This window comes from Vibrio sp. V33_P6A3T137 (assembly GCF_009904835.1).
Taxonomy (GTDB): Bacteria; Pseudomonadota; Gammaproteobacteria; order Enterobacterales; family Vibrionaceae; genus Vibrio; species Vibrio metschnikovii.
In genome coordinates this window covers 39,098-59,485 of sequence record NZ_WXWK01000049.1, presented here as the reverse complement: position 1 = coordinate 59,485, position 20,388 = coordinate 39,098, and the positions used below count along the sequence as shown (strand labels likewise).

Sequence of the window (20,388 nt, the reverse complement as noted above, 5' to 3'; positions counted from 1 at the left end):
AGGCTACTCTCGGTTAGAGGAAGGCGCTAGCACTTCACGATTACCATTATGGCCTGGTGCACTGACAATACCTTGCGCCTCCAGCTGCTCAACGATTCTTGCCGCACGATTGTAGCCAATTTTAAACCGACGTTGGACACCAGAGACCGAACCTCGGCGAGTTTCTACAACGTGTTCAACGACTTGATCGAATAGCGGGTCCATTTCCTCATCATCGTCCATTTTCTCACCTGGCAGCAGCGACTCTGGCCCTTGATCACCAGCGATAATATCACTGATATAGTTAGGCTTACCGCGAGCTTTCCAGTTATTGACCACCGCATGGACATCATCATCAGACGCAAACGCTCCATGAACGCGAATAGTATGGCTCGACCCCGGAGGGAGATAGAGCATATCCCCCATTCCTAGTAATGACTCTGCGCCACTTTGATCAAGAATAGTTCGAGAATCCGTTTTGGTTGATACGGTAAACGCCACGCGAGTTGGAATATTTGCTTTAATTAATCCGGTGATCACATCCACTGAAGGGCGTTGAGTAGCAAGAATAAGGTGTATACCCGCCGCTCGGGCTTTTTGCGCCAAGCGCGCGATCAACTCTTCTACTTTTTTACCAACCACCATCATTAAGTCTGCAAACTCATCGACGACGACAACAATATAGGGCAGCTTTTCCAAACGCGGGGGAGCGGTATCCATGCTATCCCCTTCTTTCCAAAGTGGATCGTGAATCGGATGCCCTGCCTCCGCTGCCATTTTGAGTTTATCGTTAAACCCTTTGATGTTACGCACGCCCAATACTGACATTAATTTATAACGACGCTCCATTTCGCCGACACACCAACGCAATGCATTGGACGCATCTTTCATATCGGTGACGACCTCAGACAATAAATGTGGGATGCCTTCATATACCGATAATTCGAGCATTTTAGGGTCAATCATGATAAATCGCACATCTTCTGGCGTCGATTTGTAAAGCATACTGAGGATCATCACGTTAACCCCAACCGATTTACCGGAACCTGTGGTTCCTGCCACTAACACGTGTGGCATTTTTGATAAATCGACAACCACGGCTTCACCAGCAATATCTTGCCCAAGAACCATGGTCGTTGGTGACTTCGCCTCTTTAAATTGCGCACTACTGACGACATCCGACAAGTACACCGTTTGTCGACTCATATTCGGTAGCTCTAAGCCAACATAAGGCTTACCAGGAATAACTTCTACGACTCGTACCGCCATCGCCGATAAGGAGCGAGCTAAATCCATCGATAAACTCGATATTCGGCTGACCTTGACTCCAGGCGCTAAATCCAATTCAAAACGCGTAATCACCGGCCCAGGAAAAATCCCCACCACTTGAGCTTGAATTTTATAATCAGCCAATTTTGATTCTACTAAACGGGCAATCTCTTCTAACGCTACGCGATCTATGAAGTTTTCACGTTTCTCAGGATGATACAGCAGCTCTAAAGTGGGCATTGGCTCAGCAGGTTTGGGCAAATTGACATTTTGCTGCATCAAAAATGGATTTTGGGTCGCCGCCATATTGGCTTGCGCATCAGACACCATGCTTTGAAATGCCTGAACATCAGCGTCCAATGGCAATGACTCATCTTCAATACTCTCATCGTCGTCATCACTCATCTCAATATTCTGCTCATGATCAGCAGTCAGTCTCGGCTCCGATGATGGCGAGTGGCTTAATGTGGGCGACGATGACTCGTCTTCAACAACATCTAAGCGAGATATCGCAGGTTGAGTCATGGGATCGTCCCATTCCGTTTCCTCTAACGTTTGAGGATTAAATACAGGTTCATCATCCACGTTCGCTTCGCTCAGCGTCACCGATCCTATCGATTCGACTGGCTGAACAGGATTTTCTTGAACAGGGGGAGTGAAATCCGGTTCTTCAGCAAAGTCGTCGTATTGACGAGCTTGCTGTTCTAACTCTTCTATCGTCGCATTAAGCGAGACTTTCCGCTCCGGTTTCTCTGTATTTTGGTTATCCGGAATATGAATATTGAAGCGTCGCGGTGCTTGCTCTGTCGTTGTTGACTGGCGTTCAACAATCTTATTATTCGTCTCCAAAATACGCTCAGAGATCGAATTGACGGATGAGGTATTGTCAGGCGAGACATCGGGAGACATCGGCTCAAGATCAACACTCTGTGGCTGGATAAGCTCGTCTTTGTCACCACGGACACGGTTAATCAACCACTGACCGCCTCGGATACCGTTACTGCCGAGCCACTCGACAATCGTTAACCAAGAGATTCCGGTTAATAACGTTAGCCCCGCTCCCCATAAAAAGAGCAGCACTAAGGTCGTACCAAGTAAGTTCAGGGTCGGTAATGCTAAGCTAGTGAGAACATCACCAATCACCCCACCGGACGAAAAATACCAAATATCATCAAAATTGATATCAGCTAACCCACAACTGGTGAGGATCAAAATAACTAAGCCAAGTAAACGGGTCCCCCACAGCATCAAATCAATACTTTCTTGCTCCTCACGACGGCGTAACGTTATCCATGCCGTGACAGTAAAAATAATCGGCAATAGATAAGCCAGCGAGCCAAAAACAAAAAAGAGTGTGTCAGCAACCCAAGCGCCAACGATACCACCAGCATTTTGAATGTCAGAACCCCACGCGGTTTGTGACCAAGAAGGATCCGCTGGGTGAAAGGTCAGTAAAGCTACCGCCAGTAACACGGAGCAGAGAACCGCCAAGATAAGCCCACACTCTTTTAAACGCTGCTTGCCATTTAAACGTGAGGGAGGCAACTGCTCAGAGGTTTTGATGATCGTTTCAACTTTATTGTTACTGTGTTTGAACATATACCAACTTGACTATGATAATGGCCAGTATAAAAAATACTATAACCCATATTGGAGAGGAGAAAACAGTCTGAGCGGCGATGGCCGCTCAGACTGTTGGTAGATTTAACCATATCACGGTTAAAAACCCAATGTATCAACGTCAGAATGCGGTAAGAAGTCTCTTATTCACATCATCAAGCTTAACGAGTTTTTATCACCAGTTGATTGGTTTGTTTCACTTCTTCCATGACCACGTAGGTGCGCGTATCGTTAACGCCAGGTAACCGCAACAAGGTATCACCCAATAGTTTACGGTAGGCTCCCATATCGGATACTCGTGTTTTCAATAAATAATCGAAATCCCCAGAAACGAGATGACACTCTTGGATGTCATCGAGTTTTTGCACAGCAACATTAAATTGCTCAAAAACATCTGGTGCCCCCCGATTAAGGGTAATCTCAACAAACACGAGCAGTGAGGCATCAAGATACTGGGGATTTAACAGGGCAGTATACCCAGTAATGTATCCTTGACGCTCAAGTCGTCTTACCCGCTCCAAACAAGGGGTTGGCGAGAGACCAACCCGTTTGGATAATTCTACATTCGAAATACGACCATCTTTTTGCAACTCATTTAAGATATTGCGATCAATACGGTCAAGATCCTTGGAGGGCCTTTTATAGTTGTCTGCCATTTTTTATTCCACCTTATTACTTCCTTGCAAAAAAATATATTACAACTTCTTCATATTCAGCATCAAACTTTATATACGCACAACTATACTAGTCATAAACTCGACACAAAATTCCAACAAAAACCCAACATGAATGATTCATGTAAGGAGTTAGAATGATTATTGGTGTACCTAAAGAGATCAAAAACCACGAATATCGCGTGGGAATGATACCCGCCAGTGTAAGAGAGCTTACTTTACATGGCCACCAAGTGATTGTCGAAACCGAAGCAGGATCCGGTATCGGCTTTTCAGACGATGATTATATCGCTGCAGGGGCATCCATTGTTCCTAATGCAGCAAACGTATACTCGCAAGCCGAAATGCTCGTTAAGGTCAAAGAACCTCAAGCCACAGAACGCGCTATGCTCAAAGAAGGGCAAATTTTATTTGCCTATTTGCATCTTGCTCCAGATTTTCCACAAACTGAAGCACTTATCAAGAGTAATGCTGTCTGTATTGCCTATGAAACTGTAACAGATAGTATGGGTCGATTACCACTACTAGCACCAATGTCTGAGGTGGCTGGCAGAATGTCCATTCAAGCCGGAGCTCGTATGTTGGAAAAATCTCACAAAGGAATGGGAATTCTCCTCGGTGGCGTGCCCGGTGTTGCGCCAGCCAATGTATTGATATTGGGGGGTGGAGTAGTCGGCGCGAGTGCCGCAAGAATCGCCATTGGCTTACGTGCGAATGTCACTCTACTCGACCGTAATCTAGAAACCTTACGCAAATTAGATGAAGAGTTCCAAGGTCGAGCAACACTGCTCTACTCCACCGCTGACGTCATTGAACAACAAATTATTCACGCCGATCTAGTGATTGGTGCGGTGTTGATCCCTGGAGCCAGCGCACCAAAATTGGTCAATGAACAACATATTAAATGCATGAAACCCGGATCGGTGGTTGTTGATGTCGCTATCGATCAGGGGGGATGCTTCGCGACTTCTCATCCCACAACCCACGATCAACCTAGTTATGTCGTGCATGATGTGGTTCACTACTGTGTCGCAAATATGCCGGGAGCCGTGGCGCGAACCTCCACTTTTGCTCTCAATAACGCTACCCTTCCCTACATTGTAAAACTTGCCAATCTGGGTTATCAACGAGCGTTGCTCGAGGATAAAGGATTATTGGCGGGACTGAACATCCTCAAAGGACAAGTAACTTGTAAAGAAGTCGCAGACAGCTTTAATTTACCTTATATCAACGCGATAGAGGCGCTAAAATCTACGCATTGAGTTTAAGTCGACGCTAAAACTGGCTGCACGTAACAATAGTGTCGACTGATACGACCGCTTTACCCCAGTAAAGAAGCCTGCTTGGCATGAATGAGCAAGTTTCTTGGTGTTACCTCTCGCGGACAAAATTCACTGACTGACACTTGATAACCTTGCTCTTCTAAGAACAGCGCCTTATCACAAACGAGCCACATTTCTAATAAGCGTCTAAAGCCTTGTTGAACAAGGCTCAATTTTTCCATACGCCAATAACGGGCTAACCCTTGCTGTTCATAGTTCGCAAAATTAATCTTATCTAACGCCAACAAAAAGCCTTTTTGTTCTGCTGCCCAAAGACAAAATGCTTTAAAGCCTTCAGAAAGCTGTGATTTTTTAATGCTTGGTGTCGGTTGATAGTCTATTAAGCCTAATTCCGCTTTAAGTAACTCATCCCAGCCTAAGCGATAACTCATCTCTTGTTGACGGTGACGTTTCACTCGCTCACCTCCAGTAACCGTCTCTTGAACAGGAATACGTAACTCTTGGCGAGTGAGATTCAACCCAGACTGCTGACCTAAACTCGATAATGGTTGATAGTGATCCGCTTCGATAAGATGATAACAACAAGGCGCAACACTCACTGCAGACACCGAAGCTTGCGCAGCGTATTGCATTAAGCGCACATGTAAATCACCACAAGCGTGCAAAGCCACAGCATGTTGACAGGGTTTAAACAACTTTTGGCTACTCGGTTTAAAAGCATCGCCTTGCACAAACATCATCGCTAATTGGCGCTTATCCGCTTCAGCTTGTCCTTGTAGACATAAGGCCTCTTGATATTCAAAACTGAGCACTGGACTATCAGAATAAGTGGCTAAAAAACGCCCCAGATACCCTTTACCTGCACACCACTCTAACCATGATTGACCTTGATGCCGAGCAATCAACTGTTGTCCCAATCGCTTGATTTGTTCAATTTTTCGTCCAGGAATACCCGTATAGAGCGAATGCAGCCTTTGCGTATTCTCGTCAGTAGGCAATACCGTGAGTAATGGCTGCTTTACAAGAAAATCGTGAGTGCTGGCAATGATCTCAGCAAGTCCTTCAATATATATCGATAGATGGCAAAGCAAAACATCCGGTTGCTGTTTCAGTTGAGCTATTTGCTGTGGAGAGAGCGAGTTAAGCCAACGATCCAGTTCAGAGTTAACCCCATACCAATGATCAGCATCATCCACATTATGATGAAAGGGCTCAAAACGCCAAAACAATGCGGTTTGAGAAAGAAATGTATCGAGCTGAGTAAAAAGTGTCTGCATTATGCCCCCTAACTAAAGCGCTATTTTAGGGTCAAGTTAACGAGGAAGAAAGAAGACCATTGGCAAAAAAACGTACTATACTGCCAATAGATCGCCTATCCTCATCTAAAATGACGGCTCGGTTACACTTTTTTATGCTTAACACATAAATAATTAAGATTGTCTATTTGTTGGTGATGTCGATACAGGTAGGATAGTGTATCCTTTATTATCGGGCTCTAAAAAAGATACGGATTTTATGAATATAGGTTTACTTATCGCTCTCGGAGTCGTGCTTCTGGTTTTGATCTTAGGCTACAACATTATGTTGCAGTATCGATTGAAAATAGAAACGGCCAAGAAACAAGAATCTGCACGTTATCTAACCATTATTGATGCTACTGAAGATTTAATCGGTAATGCGCATCATATGCCATTTAGTAAAGATTTGCTGGTTTGTTTAAATAACCGAATTCTTGATGCTCTGCAAAACATGCTTGATTTAGATCCCAAAAATAAGCAATTGGCACAGCGCGTCGAAAATATGCAGGCACAAATTAAACACCTAAAAGAAAACCATCCCGGTGGAGAAAGTACGCCGTTTAAAGTTCCAAGTAGCGATAAGCAAGCCATTGTCATGCTCAAACTGGTTAAACGACTCCGAGATACGGTACGCAGTGAACACAACAAAGGTCGTTTTGATACCCAAGCCTTCGTCGCAGAAAACGCTCGGCTTGAAACCATTCAAATTCGAATTAATATTGAAAACGTGATTAAGCGTGCCAACGATTCGATTGTTCGTGGGCAACCAGGTACCGCACTGCAACTTCTCCGCAAAGGGATTGATGTTCTTAATACCAAAAACGACAGCTATTCGACTCAAGCAAGAGAAAAACTACAAACCATGCATGATGACATTGAACAACGCCGTCAAACTAAAAGTGCTGCTGATGTCCAACAAATGGAAGACAAAGAGCGCAACAGTGATATGGAAGCATTATTTGGTGAGAAGAAAAAGTGGTAAAGGGACAGCTCCCATAGCCATCCTCCATCATCAAATGCCAGACAGACGACAGTTCACCATTTACCGTCTTTTATCCCGAGACAAGTGACCGTATAGGACGTTACCATTGTTCCCCATGAATATCGACTAATGGTATGATTGGGGCTCCACGTCAAGTTCATCCTATCACTACTGATCCAAATGATAGCTTAAGCCGATACTTTTTAATGACCATGATACAGACCGCCATTCAACCATTACTCGCTCCAATTGAGCAATTCCTACTCTGCCCAACGCCCGACTCTTGGATAGTTCAAGCCAAACGACCTGAGAATTTAAACGTTATTTTACGAGATCATTTATTGTGTGAGCTGAAGGCGGCGCAAAGCGCCATTTTTTTACTCAAACGCTATGTGCTAACCGATGAAGCCGCTCAGCAATTGACAGCCTTAATTCAACCCTATGAACGTTTTGCTTATCAATGCCAAGGCGATTTGCTTTCTCTCAAAGGAACCAGTCAGTTGTCGAAATCGATTCACGCGAGAAGTGACTGTGCCTATGGCGAAGCGATGATTGAGAAAATGGTTTTATTGATCAAAGAAGAGTTGCATCATTTTTATCAAGTAGCAGAAATTATTGAACGCCAAGAGTTAGAGTATCAGCCAATCAATGCGAGTCGTTATGCCAAAGGCATGCTTAAGCATGTTAAAACCTTCGAACCGGATGCATTGATTGATAAATTGATCATCGGTGCGTTTATCGAAGCTCGATCTTGCGAACGATTTGCTAAGTTAGCCCCTCACTTACCGGAAGAGATTGGACGATTCTATCTCTCATTATTGCGTTCTGAGGCTCGGCACTATCAAGATTATCTAGCATTAGCTGAACACATTGCAGAAAACGATATCCGTCAACGTATCGACTATTTTGCTGCTATTGAAGCTGAGCTCATCCAGAGCCAAGATGATGATTTTAAATTTCATAGCGGTGCGCCAATTTAATTGGCGCACTCTCAATGCTAAACAGCCATCAGTGAGGCATTAATCTCAGCTAAGACTTGAGCGGGATGATTAGCTTGAGTGATAGGCCGTCCAATCACTAAATAGTCCGAGCCCGCTTCTAGGGCTTGAATCGGCGTCATAATCCGTTTTTGGTCACCAACATCAGCTCCAACCGGACGAATCCCCGGTGTAACCAACTTAAACGATGAGCCTAAATGCTGTTTTAATGCAGAGGCTTCTTGAGCAGAGCAGACCACGCCATCTAAGCCAGCATTTTTAGTTAAGGTCGCTAAACGTAGTACATGCTGCTCTGGCGCAAGGTTAATCCCTATCCCTGCCAAATCGACCTGCTCCATACTGGTTAATACGGTCACCGCTATCAGTAACGGACGCTCGTTACCATAAGGTTCGAGTATTTCACGAGCGGCCACCATCATTCGCTCACCGCCACTAGCATGGACATTTACCATCCATACGCCAAGCTCTGCTGCAGCGCGAACCGCTTTCGCACAAGTATTCGGAATATCATGAAACTTTAAGTCAAGAAAGACAGAGAAGTCACGGCGATGCAATTCACGTATCAACTCCGGGCCAAATAGGGTAAACATTTCCTTACCCACTTTTAATCGACAGCTCGATGGGTCAATCTTATCGACGAAGGCAAGCGCCTCTGCTCGTTTTTCATAATCCAAGGCAACAATGACTTTTTGGTCGTTCATTTTTACTCCTAATAATGACCTATCGTTTTGATACTTAACCTTTGTTCCATTCAATACGTACCGATGGATGCTCGGTCTATTTCTGGTTAAACATGCATGAGGGAATTACTCACCATCTAAACCGCGGATCGGCTTAATTGTCCCCCACCCCTTACAAGAGGGGCAATGCCAATACAGCGAGTGAGTCGAGAATCCGCAATGACGACAGCGATAGTGAGGTTTGGCTTTTAGCTGTTCTCCAACCAATTTTTGTAAGGTAGAAAGGCTAGCTTTCGCTCTGCCTTCTTCCGCTTCTGCGATGTGATAACCAATTAAGCGATAAAAACCTTTCATGGTCGGGTTTTTAACTAATTGACGAGTTAACAGCTCTTGAGCACTTGCCACACCATCATGTTGAGCGACCAACTGCGCAAGCATTAACTCCGCAGAAACTCCGGCATTGTTATCAATACATTGGCGCAAAAACTCAACCAGAGCATCTTCTTGACCAAGGTGATGATAACATTCAGCCAAGGTTGGTAACACTTCACCAATGAAGTCAATATCTTGGCTTAAGACACGCTCTAAATGACTGATCGTCTGCTGATATTGCTGATTCGCGAGACACAGCTTACCCAGCGAAATACTGGCGCGGACACATTTAGGATCTTCATGCAATGCACGTTTAAAAAACTGCATCGCTTTATTATCTTGCCCGTCAGATTGCTCTAGCATTGCCAACTCACACCAAAAATGAGCGATACTATTTTTCATCCGCTTACGCCCCAACTTCACTAACGCCTGTGCACACTCAATCGCTTTATGCCATTCGCGTGTTTGTTGGTAAATCGCCGTTAATTGTTGCAAAGCGGACTCGCGATGCTCAGGTTCATCGATCAATTGTTCAAATATTTTTTCTGCGCGATCGAGAAAACCTGCCACCATATAGTCTTTAGCAAGCTGTTGCAGTGCGAGATTTTTTTGATCAATCGTTAAACCTGATCGAGAAATAAGATTCTGGTGGATGCGAATGGCGCGATCGACTTCACCACGGGAACGAAACAGATTACCTAACGCAAGATGAGTATCAATCGTTTCATTATCAACTTGAAGCAGTTCAATAAAATGGTCAACGGCTTTATCAGATTGATCAGAAAGTAATAAGTTTAACCCCGTAACGTATTGACGGGAGATTTGGTGAGAGTGCTTCTGCTTGTCTTGCTGGGCGCTACGATTGCCCATATACCATCCGTAAGCGGCAGCAATGGGCAAGAGCAAGAAGAGAAGTTCTAACATTAATTATTCCAGATTAGCTTTTGGCTTGATTGGCGTTTGCGGCACAACTTGCTTGGCTATTTTACGATTAAGCTTACGTATCTCAAGCTTCGCTTTAAGATACAAACCACCAAATAAAATCCAAGCCACTAAAAAACCGGTCACAAACACGCCGCCCAATAATGTTGATAAGTAAAACTCACCTTGGGCAAGCAGATAATTAAACGTCACGATCGCTTGATTTTGAGCACCTAACGCTAACGCGATAAGAAATAAGGCCAATAACACGATAATTTTTATTATTTTCATAATACCTATCCTATTTAGGTTCATATTCACCAATTCGCTTGCTGATTATGCAGTAAATTCGTCTGACAAACCATGCTCAATCTAATAATCCAGTGACTTTTGAGACACAAAAAAGCGGCATACTGAAAAAGCATGCCGCTGGTGTACTTGTCGTATTACTAAATGTTCTGGTTAACCCGCTCACGTAGTTCTTTACCCGGCTTAAAGTGAGGTACATATTTTCCCTCTAACTCTACTTTTTCGCCAGTCTTCGGATTACGTCCAATGCGAGGCTCACGATAGTGTAAAGAGAAACTGCCGAAACCACGAATTTCGATTCTCTCTCCGTCTTCTAACGTTTTGGACATGTGTTCAAGAACATCTTTTACGGCATCTTCAATTTCTTTGGCTGACAGATGCGTTTGTACTGCACACAGCCTTTCTATCAATTCAGACTTAGTCATAGTTTCCCTCATTGAGTTTTTACCTTGATTATAGTCAGTAATAGCAGTTCCAACAAACACTTGCTTAATTTTGTAGAGAAAAGGCAAAAAAAAGGAACCTATGCAGGTTCCTTTCTATTTACGAATTTAACTTATTCGCCTTTAGCAGCTTTGAAAGCATCAGCCATTGCATTACCAAAAGCAGCTTCATCTTGCTTGTTGATAGTTGCCATTGCTTCTTGCTCATCAGCTTCATCTTTCGCTTTGATAGATAGGTTGATTACGCGGTTTTTACGGTCAACACCAGTAAATTTCGCTTCAACTTTATCACCAACGCTTAGAAGAAGAGAGGCATCTTCAATGCGGTCACGAGCAATTTCAGAAGCGCGGATATAACCTTCTACGCCATCTTCAAGAGTGATCGTTGCGCCTTTAGCATCAACGGCTGTTACTGTACCGTTAACTAGAGTGCCTTTCTTGTTGTCTGCAACGTAAGCATTGAATGGGTCATTTTCCATTTGCTTAACGCCTAGAGAGATGCGCTCACGCTCTGCATCTACTGCTAGAACAACTGCTGAGATCTCATCGCCTTTCTTGTAATCACGTACCGCTTCTTCTCCAGGAACATTCCAAGAGATGTCAGATAGGTGAACAAGACCATCGATACCACCGTCAAGACCGATAAAGATACCGAAATCAGTGATAGACTTGATCTTACCAGTTACTTTGTCGCCTTTAGCTTGCGCTTCAGCGAATGACTGCCAAGGGTTAGCTTTACACTGTTTTAGACCTAGAGAAATACGACGACGCTCTTCATCGATATCAAGAACCATCACATCTACTTCGTCGCCAACATTAACAACTTTAGATGGGTGGATGTTCTTGTTAGTCCAATCCATTTCTGAAACGTGTACTAGACCTTCAACGCCTTCTTCGATTTCTACGAAGCAGCCGTAATCTGTTAGGTTAGTAACACGACCAGTTAGTCGGTGACCTTCTGGGTAACGCTTAGCGATAGCTACCCATGGATCTTCGCCTAGCTGTTTTAGACCTAGTGATACACGAGTGCGGTCACGGTCAAACTTAAGAACTTTAACTAGGATTTCGTCACCAACGTTAACGATCTCTGATGGGTGCTTAACACGTTTCCACGCCATATCAGTGATATGTAGTAGACCATCAACACCGCCAAGATCAACGAATGCACCGTAATCAGTAAGGTTCTTAACGATACCTTTAACTTCAGTACCTTCTTGTAGAGTTTCAAGAAGTTCGTCACGCTCAACACTGCTTTCTGATTCGATAACAGCACGACGAGAAACAACAACGTTGTTACGCTTCTGGTCTAGCTTGATAACTTTGAACTCTAGCTCTTTGTTTTCTAGGTGAGCAGTGTCACGAATAGGACGTACGTCAACTAGAGAGCCTGGAAGGAATGCACGAATACCGTTCAATTCAACAGTGAAGCCACCTTTAACTTTACCATTGATGATACCGATAACCGTTTCAGCTTCTTCGTAAGCTTTCTCAAGAACGATCCAAGCTTCGTGACGCTTAGCTTTCTCACGAGAAAGTTGAGTTTCACCGAAACCGTCTTCAACAGCGTCAAGTGCTACGTCAACTTCTGAACCAACTTCTACTTCTAGTTCGCCCGCAGCGTTTTTGAACTGTTCTGCTGGAATAGCAGACTCAGACTTAAGGCCTGCATCAACAAGTACATAGCCATTTTCAATCGCAACTACAGTACCTTTAACGATAGTACCTTGTTGAAATTGGGTTTCGTTTAGAAACTCTTCAAAGAGTTGAGCAAAAGATTCAGTCATGTATTTAATCTTCAATAATTAAACGTCCACGGGTATCCTACCGCATGGGGTTGTTAAAATCGCCAGTCATCATCCTTGCGACCAACGTTCTTAGCTAACGTGGTTTATTCCGCTAACTTCGATTCGATGTATTGTAATGCTTGAGCCACAACCTCGTCGATAGACAAAGTCGTTGAATCTAATAATAGCGAACCTTCCGCTGGACGCAGTGGCGCCACTGAACGATTACGATCTCTATCGTCACGTTCTTGAATTTCGCTTAAAAGGGCGTCAAATTTAACATCAAGGCCCTTCAGTTGCAACTGCTTATAGCGTCTACGCGCACGCTCTTCTGCACTTGCATCAAGGAAAATTTTTACCGCAGCTTCAGGAAAGACCACGGTTCCCATATCTCGCCCATCGGCCACTAAGCCTTTACCTTGCTCGAACGCACGCTGTCTACGCAATAACGCCTCACGGACACGAGGCAAGGCAGCAATTTTTGAAGCGGCCATACCCGTTTCTTCTTTACGCAAGGCCTTAGAAACGTCTTCACCTTCTAAAATTACTTTAACCAAGTCGCCTTCAGCAATGAACTCAACATCAAGGTGTGTGGCTAGAGGAACTAATGCCTCTTCAGAGTCAGGGTCAACGCCATGATGAATCGCGGCTAAGGCAAGTACGCGATAGATTGCGCCCGAATCTAACAGTTGAAAACCGAGCTTTTTCGCCAACAACATACACAGTGTGCCTTTACCAGCGCCACTAGGTCCATCCACGGTAATTACCGTTGTTTGCAAGGACATGCTTTACTCCATTCGTTTAGTTCACGACTCATCGCGTGATTGGTCAACGATGAATTATATACTGAACTGGCAATAAGATGCGAGTTTCAGACGAGGAGTCCCCCTCATAAAAAAACTCAGGGCTAAGCCTGAGTTTCTTGTTCGCGGGTGGTTCACATTACAGTAAAATACGTTTATCGTTTCTTGCCACGATTGCTGGCCCGATTCCCTTCACTTTAGTTAGATCTTCTTTTGTTAAAAACTGACCATTTATCTCACGATATTCAACAATCGCCTGAGCTTTTTGCAAGCCAATGCCTTGTAACAAAGTCGCGATCTCTTCTGCCGAGGCGGTATTAACATTCACTGTGATCTCAAAGCCCTGATTAACGCTGACCGTTTCTTCGCTCATCGCTTGGCTAACAGGCAGGCTTAAGCCCAACAGCAGGGCAAGTAAATAATTCTTAACCATTGTTCCTTCCTTGTTTAAGTGTTTATCGCATCCCTACACCACCAGATGAACAAGAATCACCGGTCGAACACGCTGGATCTTGGTGAGCAACAACGTTGTATTTTCTCATAGCACAGGGGTAGACAAGACGATAATAAAGGATTAGTCACATCGACTATTTGAACAAAACAAGAAAATAAAATGGGCTGCAAATGCAGCCCAAAATGACAAACATGTTATTTACACAACAGGCCGTTATTGCTCTAAACCATAATATTGGATTTTCGTATTTTGACGCAATACACCCAAAATACCCTCAACATTCTGTTGTAGTCCAATGCGAGATAACTGAGCGCCAATTTGCTGATTCAATTGTGGGTCAGCCTCAGTCGTCACAGCAGCTAAAGCGATAACAACAACGTTGCCTTGTGCATCTTTGCCATGTGCATAAACATGATGCTCGCCTTCTGGCTTCGGCATAGAGAAGACGATTTCAGCCAATGGAGAACTTCTATCCATACGCTGAACCTCACTAAAGGCTAATTGATGGTCGTCTAATAAACTATTATCGCCAGCGTTTAAAGCCGTGACTAAATCGTTTGCCAATTGCAATGCTTGCTGTTCCGCTTTTAAACGCGATAACGTCGCAACGATTTGCTCACGAACCTCGGCCAACGGTAAAATAATTTCTGGACGAGTTTGCTCAACACGGACAACCACAACATGCTCAGGGGCAATTTCAATTGCATCCGAGTTCAGTTGATCTTCTTTGACTTCTGGCTGTCGCAGCGCTTGTATAACCGCTGGAGCACTCAATGTAGCAGGCAATTCTGCGACTGAAATAAAATCCGTACGTTGAATGTCTGCGCCAATTGCCTTAGCGGCTTCATCTAACGAGTCTGGTGACTCAAAAGCAATACGCTCTAGCTCAGTTTGTAGTTGATAAAACCGATCAACCGCTTGCTGATCTTGTAACTCTGCTTTTATCTCAGCAGCAACTTGCTCATAAGGCTTAATCACTGGAGCCTTAAGTTCATCAAGTTTAATGATGTGGTAGCCGAAATCCGATTTTACCAGCCCGCTAATTTCACCGACTTGTTGAAGAGCAAAAGCCGCACTTTCAAAAGCCGCATCCATCGTATCACGTTCAATCCAACCTAGCTCACCACCCTCTTGGGAACTCCCAATGTCTTGTGATTTCTCTTTCGCCAATTGAGCAAAGTCCGCCCCATTGTGTAATTGATCTAAAATCGCCTGAGCTGCTTGTTGATCATCACCTTGGATCATGATGTGGCTGACTTTACGCTGTTCTTTAGAAGCATATTTATCTTGATGCGCATCATAGAATGCTTTGGTCTGCTCATCCGTAATGGTGATGGCTTGTTTCAACTGCTGCGCTGACAACTCGATATAAGAAATTCTCATCTGTTCCGGACGAGTATATCGATCATCATTTTGTTGATAATACTGCTCAATCTCTTGATCTGTTAGCTGAACCTCTTTTGCGAAATCAGTGGTCGGTAGCGTGATGGTTCGCACATCTCTAGCTTGAGCCACTAACGCACTCAACCCTTCGACTTCACCGGGTAAAGTAAACTCGCTGGTCTGTAAAGCCGCAACCAGTTGATCACGGACCAGACTACGACGCATATACTCGGCAAAAGCATCGGGGGTAAACCCTGCACGACGCAGAGCAGATTGATAGATATTTTGATCAAATTGACCTGCCGACTGGAACTCTGGCATGGCAATAATGGCTTGACGAACTTGATTATCACTTACACGTAAACCGAGCGACTGTGCATGCTGCTCAATTAAAATATCATTGATCATGCTATCAAGCACTGAGCGTCGTAGTGAAGCGACATAAGTTGGGTCTGCTAGTAATGTAGAAAAGTAATCGCCAAGTTGTGACTGCATGCGATTACGTTCATTTTGATACGCCTGTTCAAATTCCCCACGACTGATCTCTGTCTTGCCGACTTTGGCCGCTGCATTATTGCCGCCGCCAACGATATAGTTACCCACGCCTGCAAAGATAAACGATAGGATGATGAGTCCTAGGATAATTTTCACCGCGATGCTGTTCACGCCTTCGCGTAATCGTTCCATCATAGTTGTACTGCTCTCCGGGTTTGAAGCTAAATGCTTCAGCCAAAATTGAATAGCGCGATAATATCAGAAAAAGAAATGCGCATCAGTAGGATGCGCATAATTTCAAAAGGTTCGAATTATTTTTGCGTTAAAACGGCAAAAAACACCCTGTATTAGTTACAAGCGTCTTTTAAAGCTTTGCCAGCCTTAAACGCGGGTACTTTAGCTTCAGCAATTTGGATCTCTTCACCCGTTTTAGGGTTACGGCCAGTACGAGCTGCGCGTGAGCGGACAGAGAAAGTACCAAAACCTACTAACGCTACTTGATCACCAGATTGAAGTGTATCGGTCACTGCTTCGATAAATGCATCCAGTGCGCGACCTGCGGATGCTTTGGAAATATCCGCATTTTCTGCGATTTTTTCTACTAGTTGTGTCTTATTCACTGTAATTCCCCTTTGGTCACCAAGTTATTGTTTTGTTCGGTGCCGATTTCGTTCCATTAAGATTAAAAACAGGCTTAATGCCTTATTACAACAGGGCTTAAGCCATAGTTGGTAACGTTAGCTCCCAAAAAAAACGCTGACAAGCCTTTTTCGACCTATCAGCGTAATCTTTTAGTTATTTTTGCTACACATCACTATTTTACAACAGCAAAACTAACCCCAGCTGGGTCATTTTCTAAGGCAAGCTGCAAGACTTCATCGATCCACTGGACAGGGATCACTTGTAAATCTGCGATGACATTATCTGGGATCTCTTCCAAATCACGTTCATTGTCTTTTGGAATTAAGACCATTTTTATACCGCCACGATGCGCTGCTAACAACTTCTCTTTTAAGCCACCGATAGGGAGCACTTCACCACGTAACGTGATTTCTCCCGTCATTGCGACTTCAGCTTTAACAGGGTTACCCGTTAAGCTTGATACCAGTGCCGTACACATTGCAATACCGGCGCTTGGCCCATCCTTCGGAGTTGCGCCTTCAGGAACGTGGACATGGATGTCTTTTTTCTCGTAAAAATCGCTATTGATGCCTAATTTATCAGCACGAGAACGAACGACGGTCATGGCGGCCTGAATAGACTCTTGCATCACATCGCCAAGTGAACCCGTTTGGGTTAACTTACCTTTACCTGGCATCGATTGAGTCTCAATCGTCAGTAAGTCACCACCAACTTCTGTCCACGCTAACCCCGTTACTTGACCAATTCGATTACTATCATCGGCTTTACCGTAATCAAAACGCTGTACCCCTAAAAACTCTTTTAAGTTTTCTTGGTTGACCGTTACCGTTTTCACTGAGGCATTGAGCAGGATCTTCTTCACCGCTTTACGACAAATTTTCGAAATTTCGCGTTCCAGTCCACGCACACCAGCTTCACGCGTGTAATAGCGAATAATGCCAGTGATCGCTGAATCTTCGATGATGATTTCGCTGGGCTTTAGTCCATTACGCTCAATCTGCTTATTCACCAAATGGCGCTTAGCAATATTGAGCTTCTCATCTTCGGTATAACCAGACAAGCGAATCACTTCCATACGATCCAGCAGTGGCCCTGGAATATTCATCGAGTTTGATGTCGCAACGAACATCACATCAGATAAATCGTAATCCACTTCCAAGTAATGGTCGTTAAACGAATTGTTCTGTTCTGGGTCCAAAACTTCTAACAGCGCTGAAGCAGGATCGCCACGCATGTCTGAAGACATTTTATCAATTTCGTCCAACAGGAAAAGTGGGTTTTTTACCCCAACCTTAGCCATTTTCTGAATTAATTTTCCAGGCAGTGAGCCAATGTAAGTCCGACGGTGACCACGAATCTCCGCCTCATCACGTACCCCACCTAATGCCATACGCACATACTGGCGACCCGTTGCTGATGCAATAGAACGACCTAATGACGTTTTACCAACCCCTGGAGGTCCAACCAAACATAGGATAGGGCCTTTGAGTTTATTGATCCGAGTTTGCACCGCAAGATACTCTAAGATGCGCTCTTTAACTCGTTTCAAACCGTAATGATCAGCGTTAAGGATTTCTTCCGCTTTCGCGAGATCTTTTTTAACCTTCGAACGCTTCGTCCAAGGCACGCTGACCATCCAATCGATGTAGCTACGCACCACGGTTGCTTCTGCTGACATCGGTGACATCATTTTGAGTTTGTGTAGCTCTTGCTGAGTTTTATCGCGAGCTTCTTTGGGCATTTTTGAATCATCGATTTTCTTTTGCAGAGTCTCGAATTCATCAGGCGTGTCGTCCATCTCACCGAGCTCTTTTTGAATAGCTTTCATTTGCTCATTCAAATAATACTCACGCTGAGATTTCTCCATCTGTTTTTTCACTCGAGTGCGAATACGCTTCTCAACTTGTAACAGATCGATTTCCGACTCCATTTGCCCCATTAAAAATTCTAAACGCTCAGAAATGTCTAAAATCTCTAATACTTTTTGCTTATCCACCAATTTTAAAGGCATGTGAGCGGCGATGGTATCAGCTAAGCGAGCGGCTTCATCAATCCCATTCAGTGAAGTAAGTACTTCAGGTGGGATTTTCTTATTCAGTTTGATAAAGCCTTCAAATTGATTGATCGCACTGCGAACAATCACTTCTTGTTCTTTTTCATCCAACTCTGGTGTCAGCAGATATTCCGCCTCTGCTGAAAAGAAATCACCCTCATGAAATTGATTAATTTTCGCGCGCTGCTGGCCTTCAACCAAAACCTTGACCGTACCGTCTGGCAGTTTTAATAGTTGAAGAATGGTCGCTACCGTTCCTACTGCAAATAGATCGGAAACTTTCGGCTCATCGGTTTCAGCTTGTTTTTGAGCAACCAAGAGCACTTGTTTGTTGTTATCCATCGCCGCTTCTAAGCATTGGATGGATTTTTCACGGCCAACAAACAGAGGAATGACCATATGTGGGTATACCACCACATCGCGCAGAGGTAGTACTGGGATCTCGATACGCTCGGAACGTTCCAAGTTCATATTATTCTCTCTTCCGCTTTTATGTATATCGGAGTATATGGGGCCTAACTGACTGGATTCAATGACGGAATTAAAAAAAGGAGGTATCACTACCTCCTTTTAAAAATGGTTGAACACTTTTTACTCAGCGCCTGCTGCCTGACTCTCATTTCCAGAATAAATAAGTAGCGGCTCTGACTCACCATTAATGACGGATTCGTCAATCACGACTTTTTCAACGTCTGCCATTGAAGGGAGCTCGTACATGGTTTCTAACAGGACATTTTCGAGAATTGAACGTAAACCACGTGCTCCTGTTTTGCGTTTCATCGCTTTAGCAGCGATAGCACGCAAGGCATCTTCACGAAATTCAAGTTCTGCTTTCTCTAACTCGAAAAGAGCAGCGTACTGTTTAGTCAGCGCGTTTTTAGGCTCACACAAGATTTGAATTAACGCTTTTTCATCCAACTCCGTCAACGTTGCGGTCACTGGTAAACGACCAATAAACTCAGGAATCAGACCGTATTTAACCAAATCTTCTGGCTCAACTTGGGTGAATAATTCACTCAATGACTTACTGTTGTCTTTTGAACGAACTTCAGCACCAAAACCAATCCCAGTGCCTTTAGCAACGCGTTGCTCAATCACCTTATCCAAACCAGAGAAAGCACCACCACAAATGAAGAGGATTTTGGAGGTATCAACCTGCAAAAACTCTTGCTGAGGATGCTTACGTCCACCTTGTGGCGGAACAGAAGCAACGGTACCTTCAACCAATTTAAGCAGTGCTTGTTGAACGCCTTCACCAGAGACATCTCGAGTGATCGACGGATTTTCTGCTTTGCGTGAAATCTTATCGATTTCATCAATATACACGATTCCGCGCTCCGCTTTTGCAACGTCGTAATCGCATTTCTGTAGCAATTTTTGGATGATGTTTTCAACATCTTCGCCCACATAACCCGCTTCCGTCAGGGTCGTAGCATCGGCCATAGTAAATGGCACATCCAAAAAGCGAGCTAACGTTTCTGCCAACAGTGTTTTACCGCTACCGGTTGGACCGATCAGCAAAATATTACTTTTACCGAGTTCCACACCATCACTGGTCGTATCACCGTTACGTAAACGCTTATAGTGGTTATATACCGCAACAGCGAGCACTTTTTTCGCGTGTTCTTGGCCAATCACATAGTCATCAAGATGTTCACGAATTTCACGCGGTGTTGGTAACGCCGACGACTCTTTCTTCGGTAAAACATCTTTGATCTCTTCACGAATAATATCGTTACAAAGATCGACACATTCATCACAAATGTAGACTGAAGGACCTGCGATTAGCTTGCGAACTTCGTGCTGGCTTTTGCCACAGAAAGAGCAGTACAGTAGCTTACTGCTACTACCCTCTTTGCTTTTATCTGTCATTCGCTAACCTCTTAGCCTTTACTCTTGATAATTTGAGTGTATAACAATTTACCCCAAATTGCGTTAATCAATTA

General features: G+C 44.1%; 17 protein-coding genes. 3 read left to right on the top strand and 14 right to left on the bottom strand.

The window, feature by feature from the left end; all coding sequences use genetic code 11:
• Window positions 1-3: 3 nt before the first annotated feature.
• Together CAG60_RS04355 and lrp are read right to left on the bottom strand one after the other, a co-directional pair.
• The gene (locus tag CAG60_RS04355) at window positions 4-2,847 is read right to left on the bottom strand and encodes a DNA translocase FtsK (protein WP_161438374.1); all 2,844 of its coding nucleotides are present in this window, start codon (window positions 2,845-2,847) and stop codon (window positions 4-6) included.
• Between the two features lie 182 nt (window positions 2,848-3,029).
• The gene (gene lrp, locus CAG60_RS04350; protein ID WP_115152709.1) at window positions 3,030-3,524 is read right to left on the bottom strand and encodes a leucine-responsive transcriptional regulator Lrp; all 495 of its coding nucleotides are present in this window, start codon (window positions 3,522-3,524) and stop codon (window positions 3,030-3,032) included.
• 155 nt (window positions 3,525-3,679) lie between these two features.
• Here lrp and ald point away from each other — a divergent pair, with 155 nt between their 5' ends.
• Window positions 3,680-4,804 carry an alanine dehydrogenase gene (gene ald, locus CAG60_RS04345; protein ID WP_161438373.1) on the top strand — a complete coding sequence of 375 codons (1,125 nt, stop codon included), beginning with the start codon at window positions 3,680-3,682 and terminating at the stop codon, window positions 4,802-4,804.
• A 59-nt stretch (window positions 4,805-4,863) separates the two neighbouring features.
• Here the strand turns inward: ald and CAG60_RS04340 are convergent, their stop codons facing one another.
• On the bottom strand, window positions 4,864-6,102 hold the full coding sequence (locus CAG60_RS04340) for a methyltransferase (RefSeq protein WP_161438372.1): 1,239 nt from the start codon (window positions 6,100-6,102) through the stop codon (window positions 4,864-4,866).
• Between the two features lie 238 nt (window positions 6,103-6,340).
• On the opposite strand from CAG60_RS04340, the gene CAG60_RS04335 reads away from it, so the two are divergent.
• Both CAG60_RS04335 and miaE read left to right on the top strand, forming a co-directional pair.
• Window positions 6,341-7,105 carry a hypothetical protein gene (locus CAG60_RS04335; RefSeq protein ID WP_040904878.1) on the top strand — a complete coding sequence of 255 codons (765 nt, stop codon included), beginning with the start codon at window positions 6,341-6,343 and terminating at the stop codon, window positions 7,103-7,105.
• 206 nt (window positions 7,106-7,311) lie between these two features.
• A complete protein-coding gene (gene miaE / locus CAG60_RS04330; protein ID WP_202598232.1) occupies window positions 7,312-8,085 on the top strand; it encodes a tRNA isopentenyl-2-thiomethyl-A-37 hydroxylase MiaE in 774 nt (257 codons plus the stop codon).
• A gap of 17 nt (window positions 8,086-8,102) precedes the next feature.
• On the opposite strand, the gene pyrF is transcribed toward miaE, so the two are convergent.
• The 11 genes from pyrF to clpX form a co-directional block, all read right to left on the bottom strand.
• Complete coding sequence (gene pyrF, locus CAG60_RS04325; RefSeq protein WP_154168630.1) at window positions 8,103-8,804, bottom strand: orotidine-5'-phosphate decarboxylase; 702 nt, start codon at window positions 8,802-8,804, stop codon at window positions 8,103-8,105.
• 105 nt (window positions 8,805-8,909) lie between these two features.
• Window positions 8,910-10,079, bottom strand: a complete 1,170-nt coding sequence (gene lapB / locus CAG60_RS04320) for a lipopolysaccharide assembly protein LapB (RefSeq protein WP_004395636.1) — start codon at window positions 10,077-10,079, stop codon at window positions 8,910-8,912.
• A 3-nt stretch (window positions 10,080-10,082) separates the two neighbouring features.
• Complete coding sequence (locus tag CAG60_RS04315) at window positions 10,083-10,367, bottom strand: LapA family protein (RefSeq protein WP_161438371.1); 285 nt, start codon at window positions 10,365-10,367, stop codon at window positions 10,083-10,085.
• A 158-nt stretch (window positions 10,368-10,525) separates the two neighbouring features.
• Window positions 10,526-10,810, bottom strand: coding sequence for an integration host factor subunit beta (ihfB, locus tag CAG60_RS04310; protein WP_004395638.1), 285 nt, complete (start codon window positions 10,808-10,810; stop codon window positions 10,526-10,528).
• 131 nt (window positions 10,811-10,941) lie between these two features.
• Window positions 10,942-12,612 carry a 30S ribosomal protein S1 gene (gene rpsA, locus CAG60_RS04305; protein ID WP_004395639.1) on the bottom strand — a complete coding sequence of 557 codons (1,671 nt, stop codon included), beginning with the start codon at window positions 12,610-12,612 and terminating at the stop codon, window positions 10,942-10,944.
• A gap of 104 nt (window positions 12,613-12,716) precedes the next feature.
• Complete coding sequence (gene cmk, locus CAG60_RS04300; RefSeq protein ID WP_040904501.1) at window positions 12,717-13,397, bottom strand: (d)CMP kinase; 681 nt, start codon at window positions 13,395-13,397, stop codon at window positions 12,717-12,719.
• Between the two features lie 157 nt (window positions 13,398-13,554).
• The gene (locus CAG60_RS04295) at window positions 13,555-13,848 is read right to left on the bottom strand and encodes a ComEA family DNA-binding protein (protein ID WP_004395641.1); all 294 of its coding nucleotides are present in this window, start codon (window positions 13,846-13,848) and stop codon (window positions 13,555-13,557) included.
• Window positions 13,849-14,082: 234 nt separating this feature from the next.
• Window positions 14,083-15,942 (bottom strand): peptidylprolyl isomerase, encoded by a 1,860-nt coding sequence (gene ppiD / locus CAG60_RS04290; protein WP_161425528.1) that lies wholly within the window; start codon window positions 15,940-15,942, stop codon window positions 14,083-14,085.
• A gap of 152 nt (window positions 15,943-16,094) precedes the next feature.
• Complete coding sequence (locus CAG60_RS04285; protein WP_004395643.1) at window positions 16,095-16,367, bottom strand: HU family DNA-binding protein; 273 nt, start codon at window positions 16,365-16,367, stop codon at window positions 16,095-16,097.
• Window positions 16,368-16,561: 194 nt separating this feature from the next.
• A complete protein-coding gene (gene lon / locus CAG60_RS04280) occupies window positions 16,562-18,913 on the bottom strand; it encodes an endopeptidase La (protein WP_004395644.1) in 2,352 nt (783 codons plus the stop codon).
• Between the two features lie 120 nt (window positions 18,914-19,033).
• On the bottom strand, window positions 19,034-20,314 hold the full coding sequence (gene clpX / locus CAG60_RS04275) for an ATP-dependent protease ATP-binding subunit ClpX (protein WP_004395645.1): 1,281 nt from the start codon (window positions 20,312-20,314) through the stop codon (window positions 19,034-19,036).
• Window positions 20,315-20,388 lie beyond the last annotated feature (74 nt).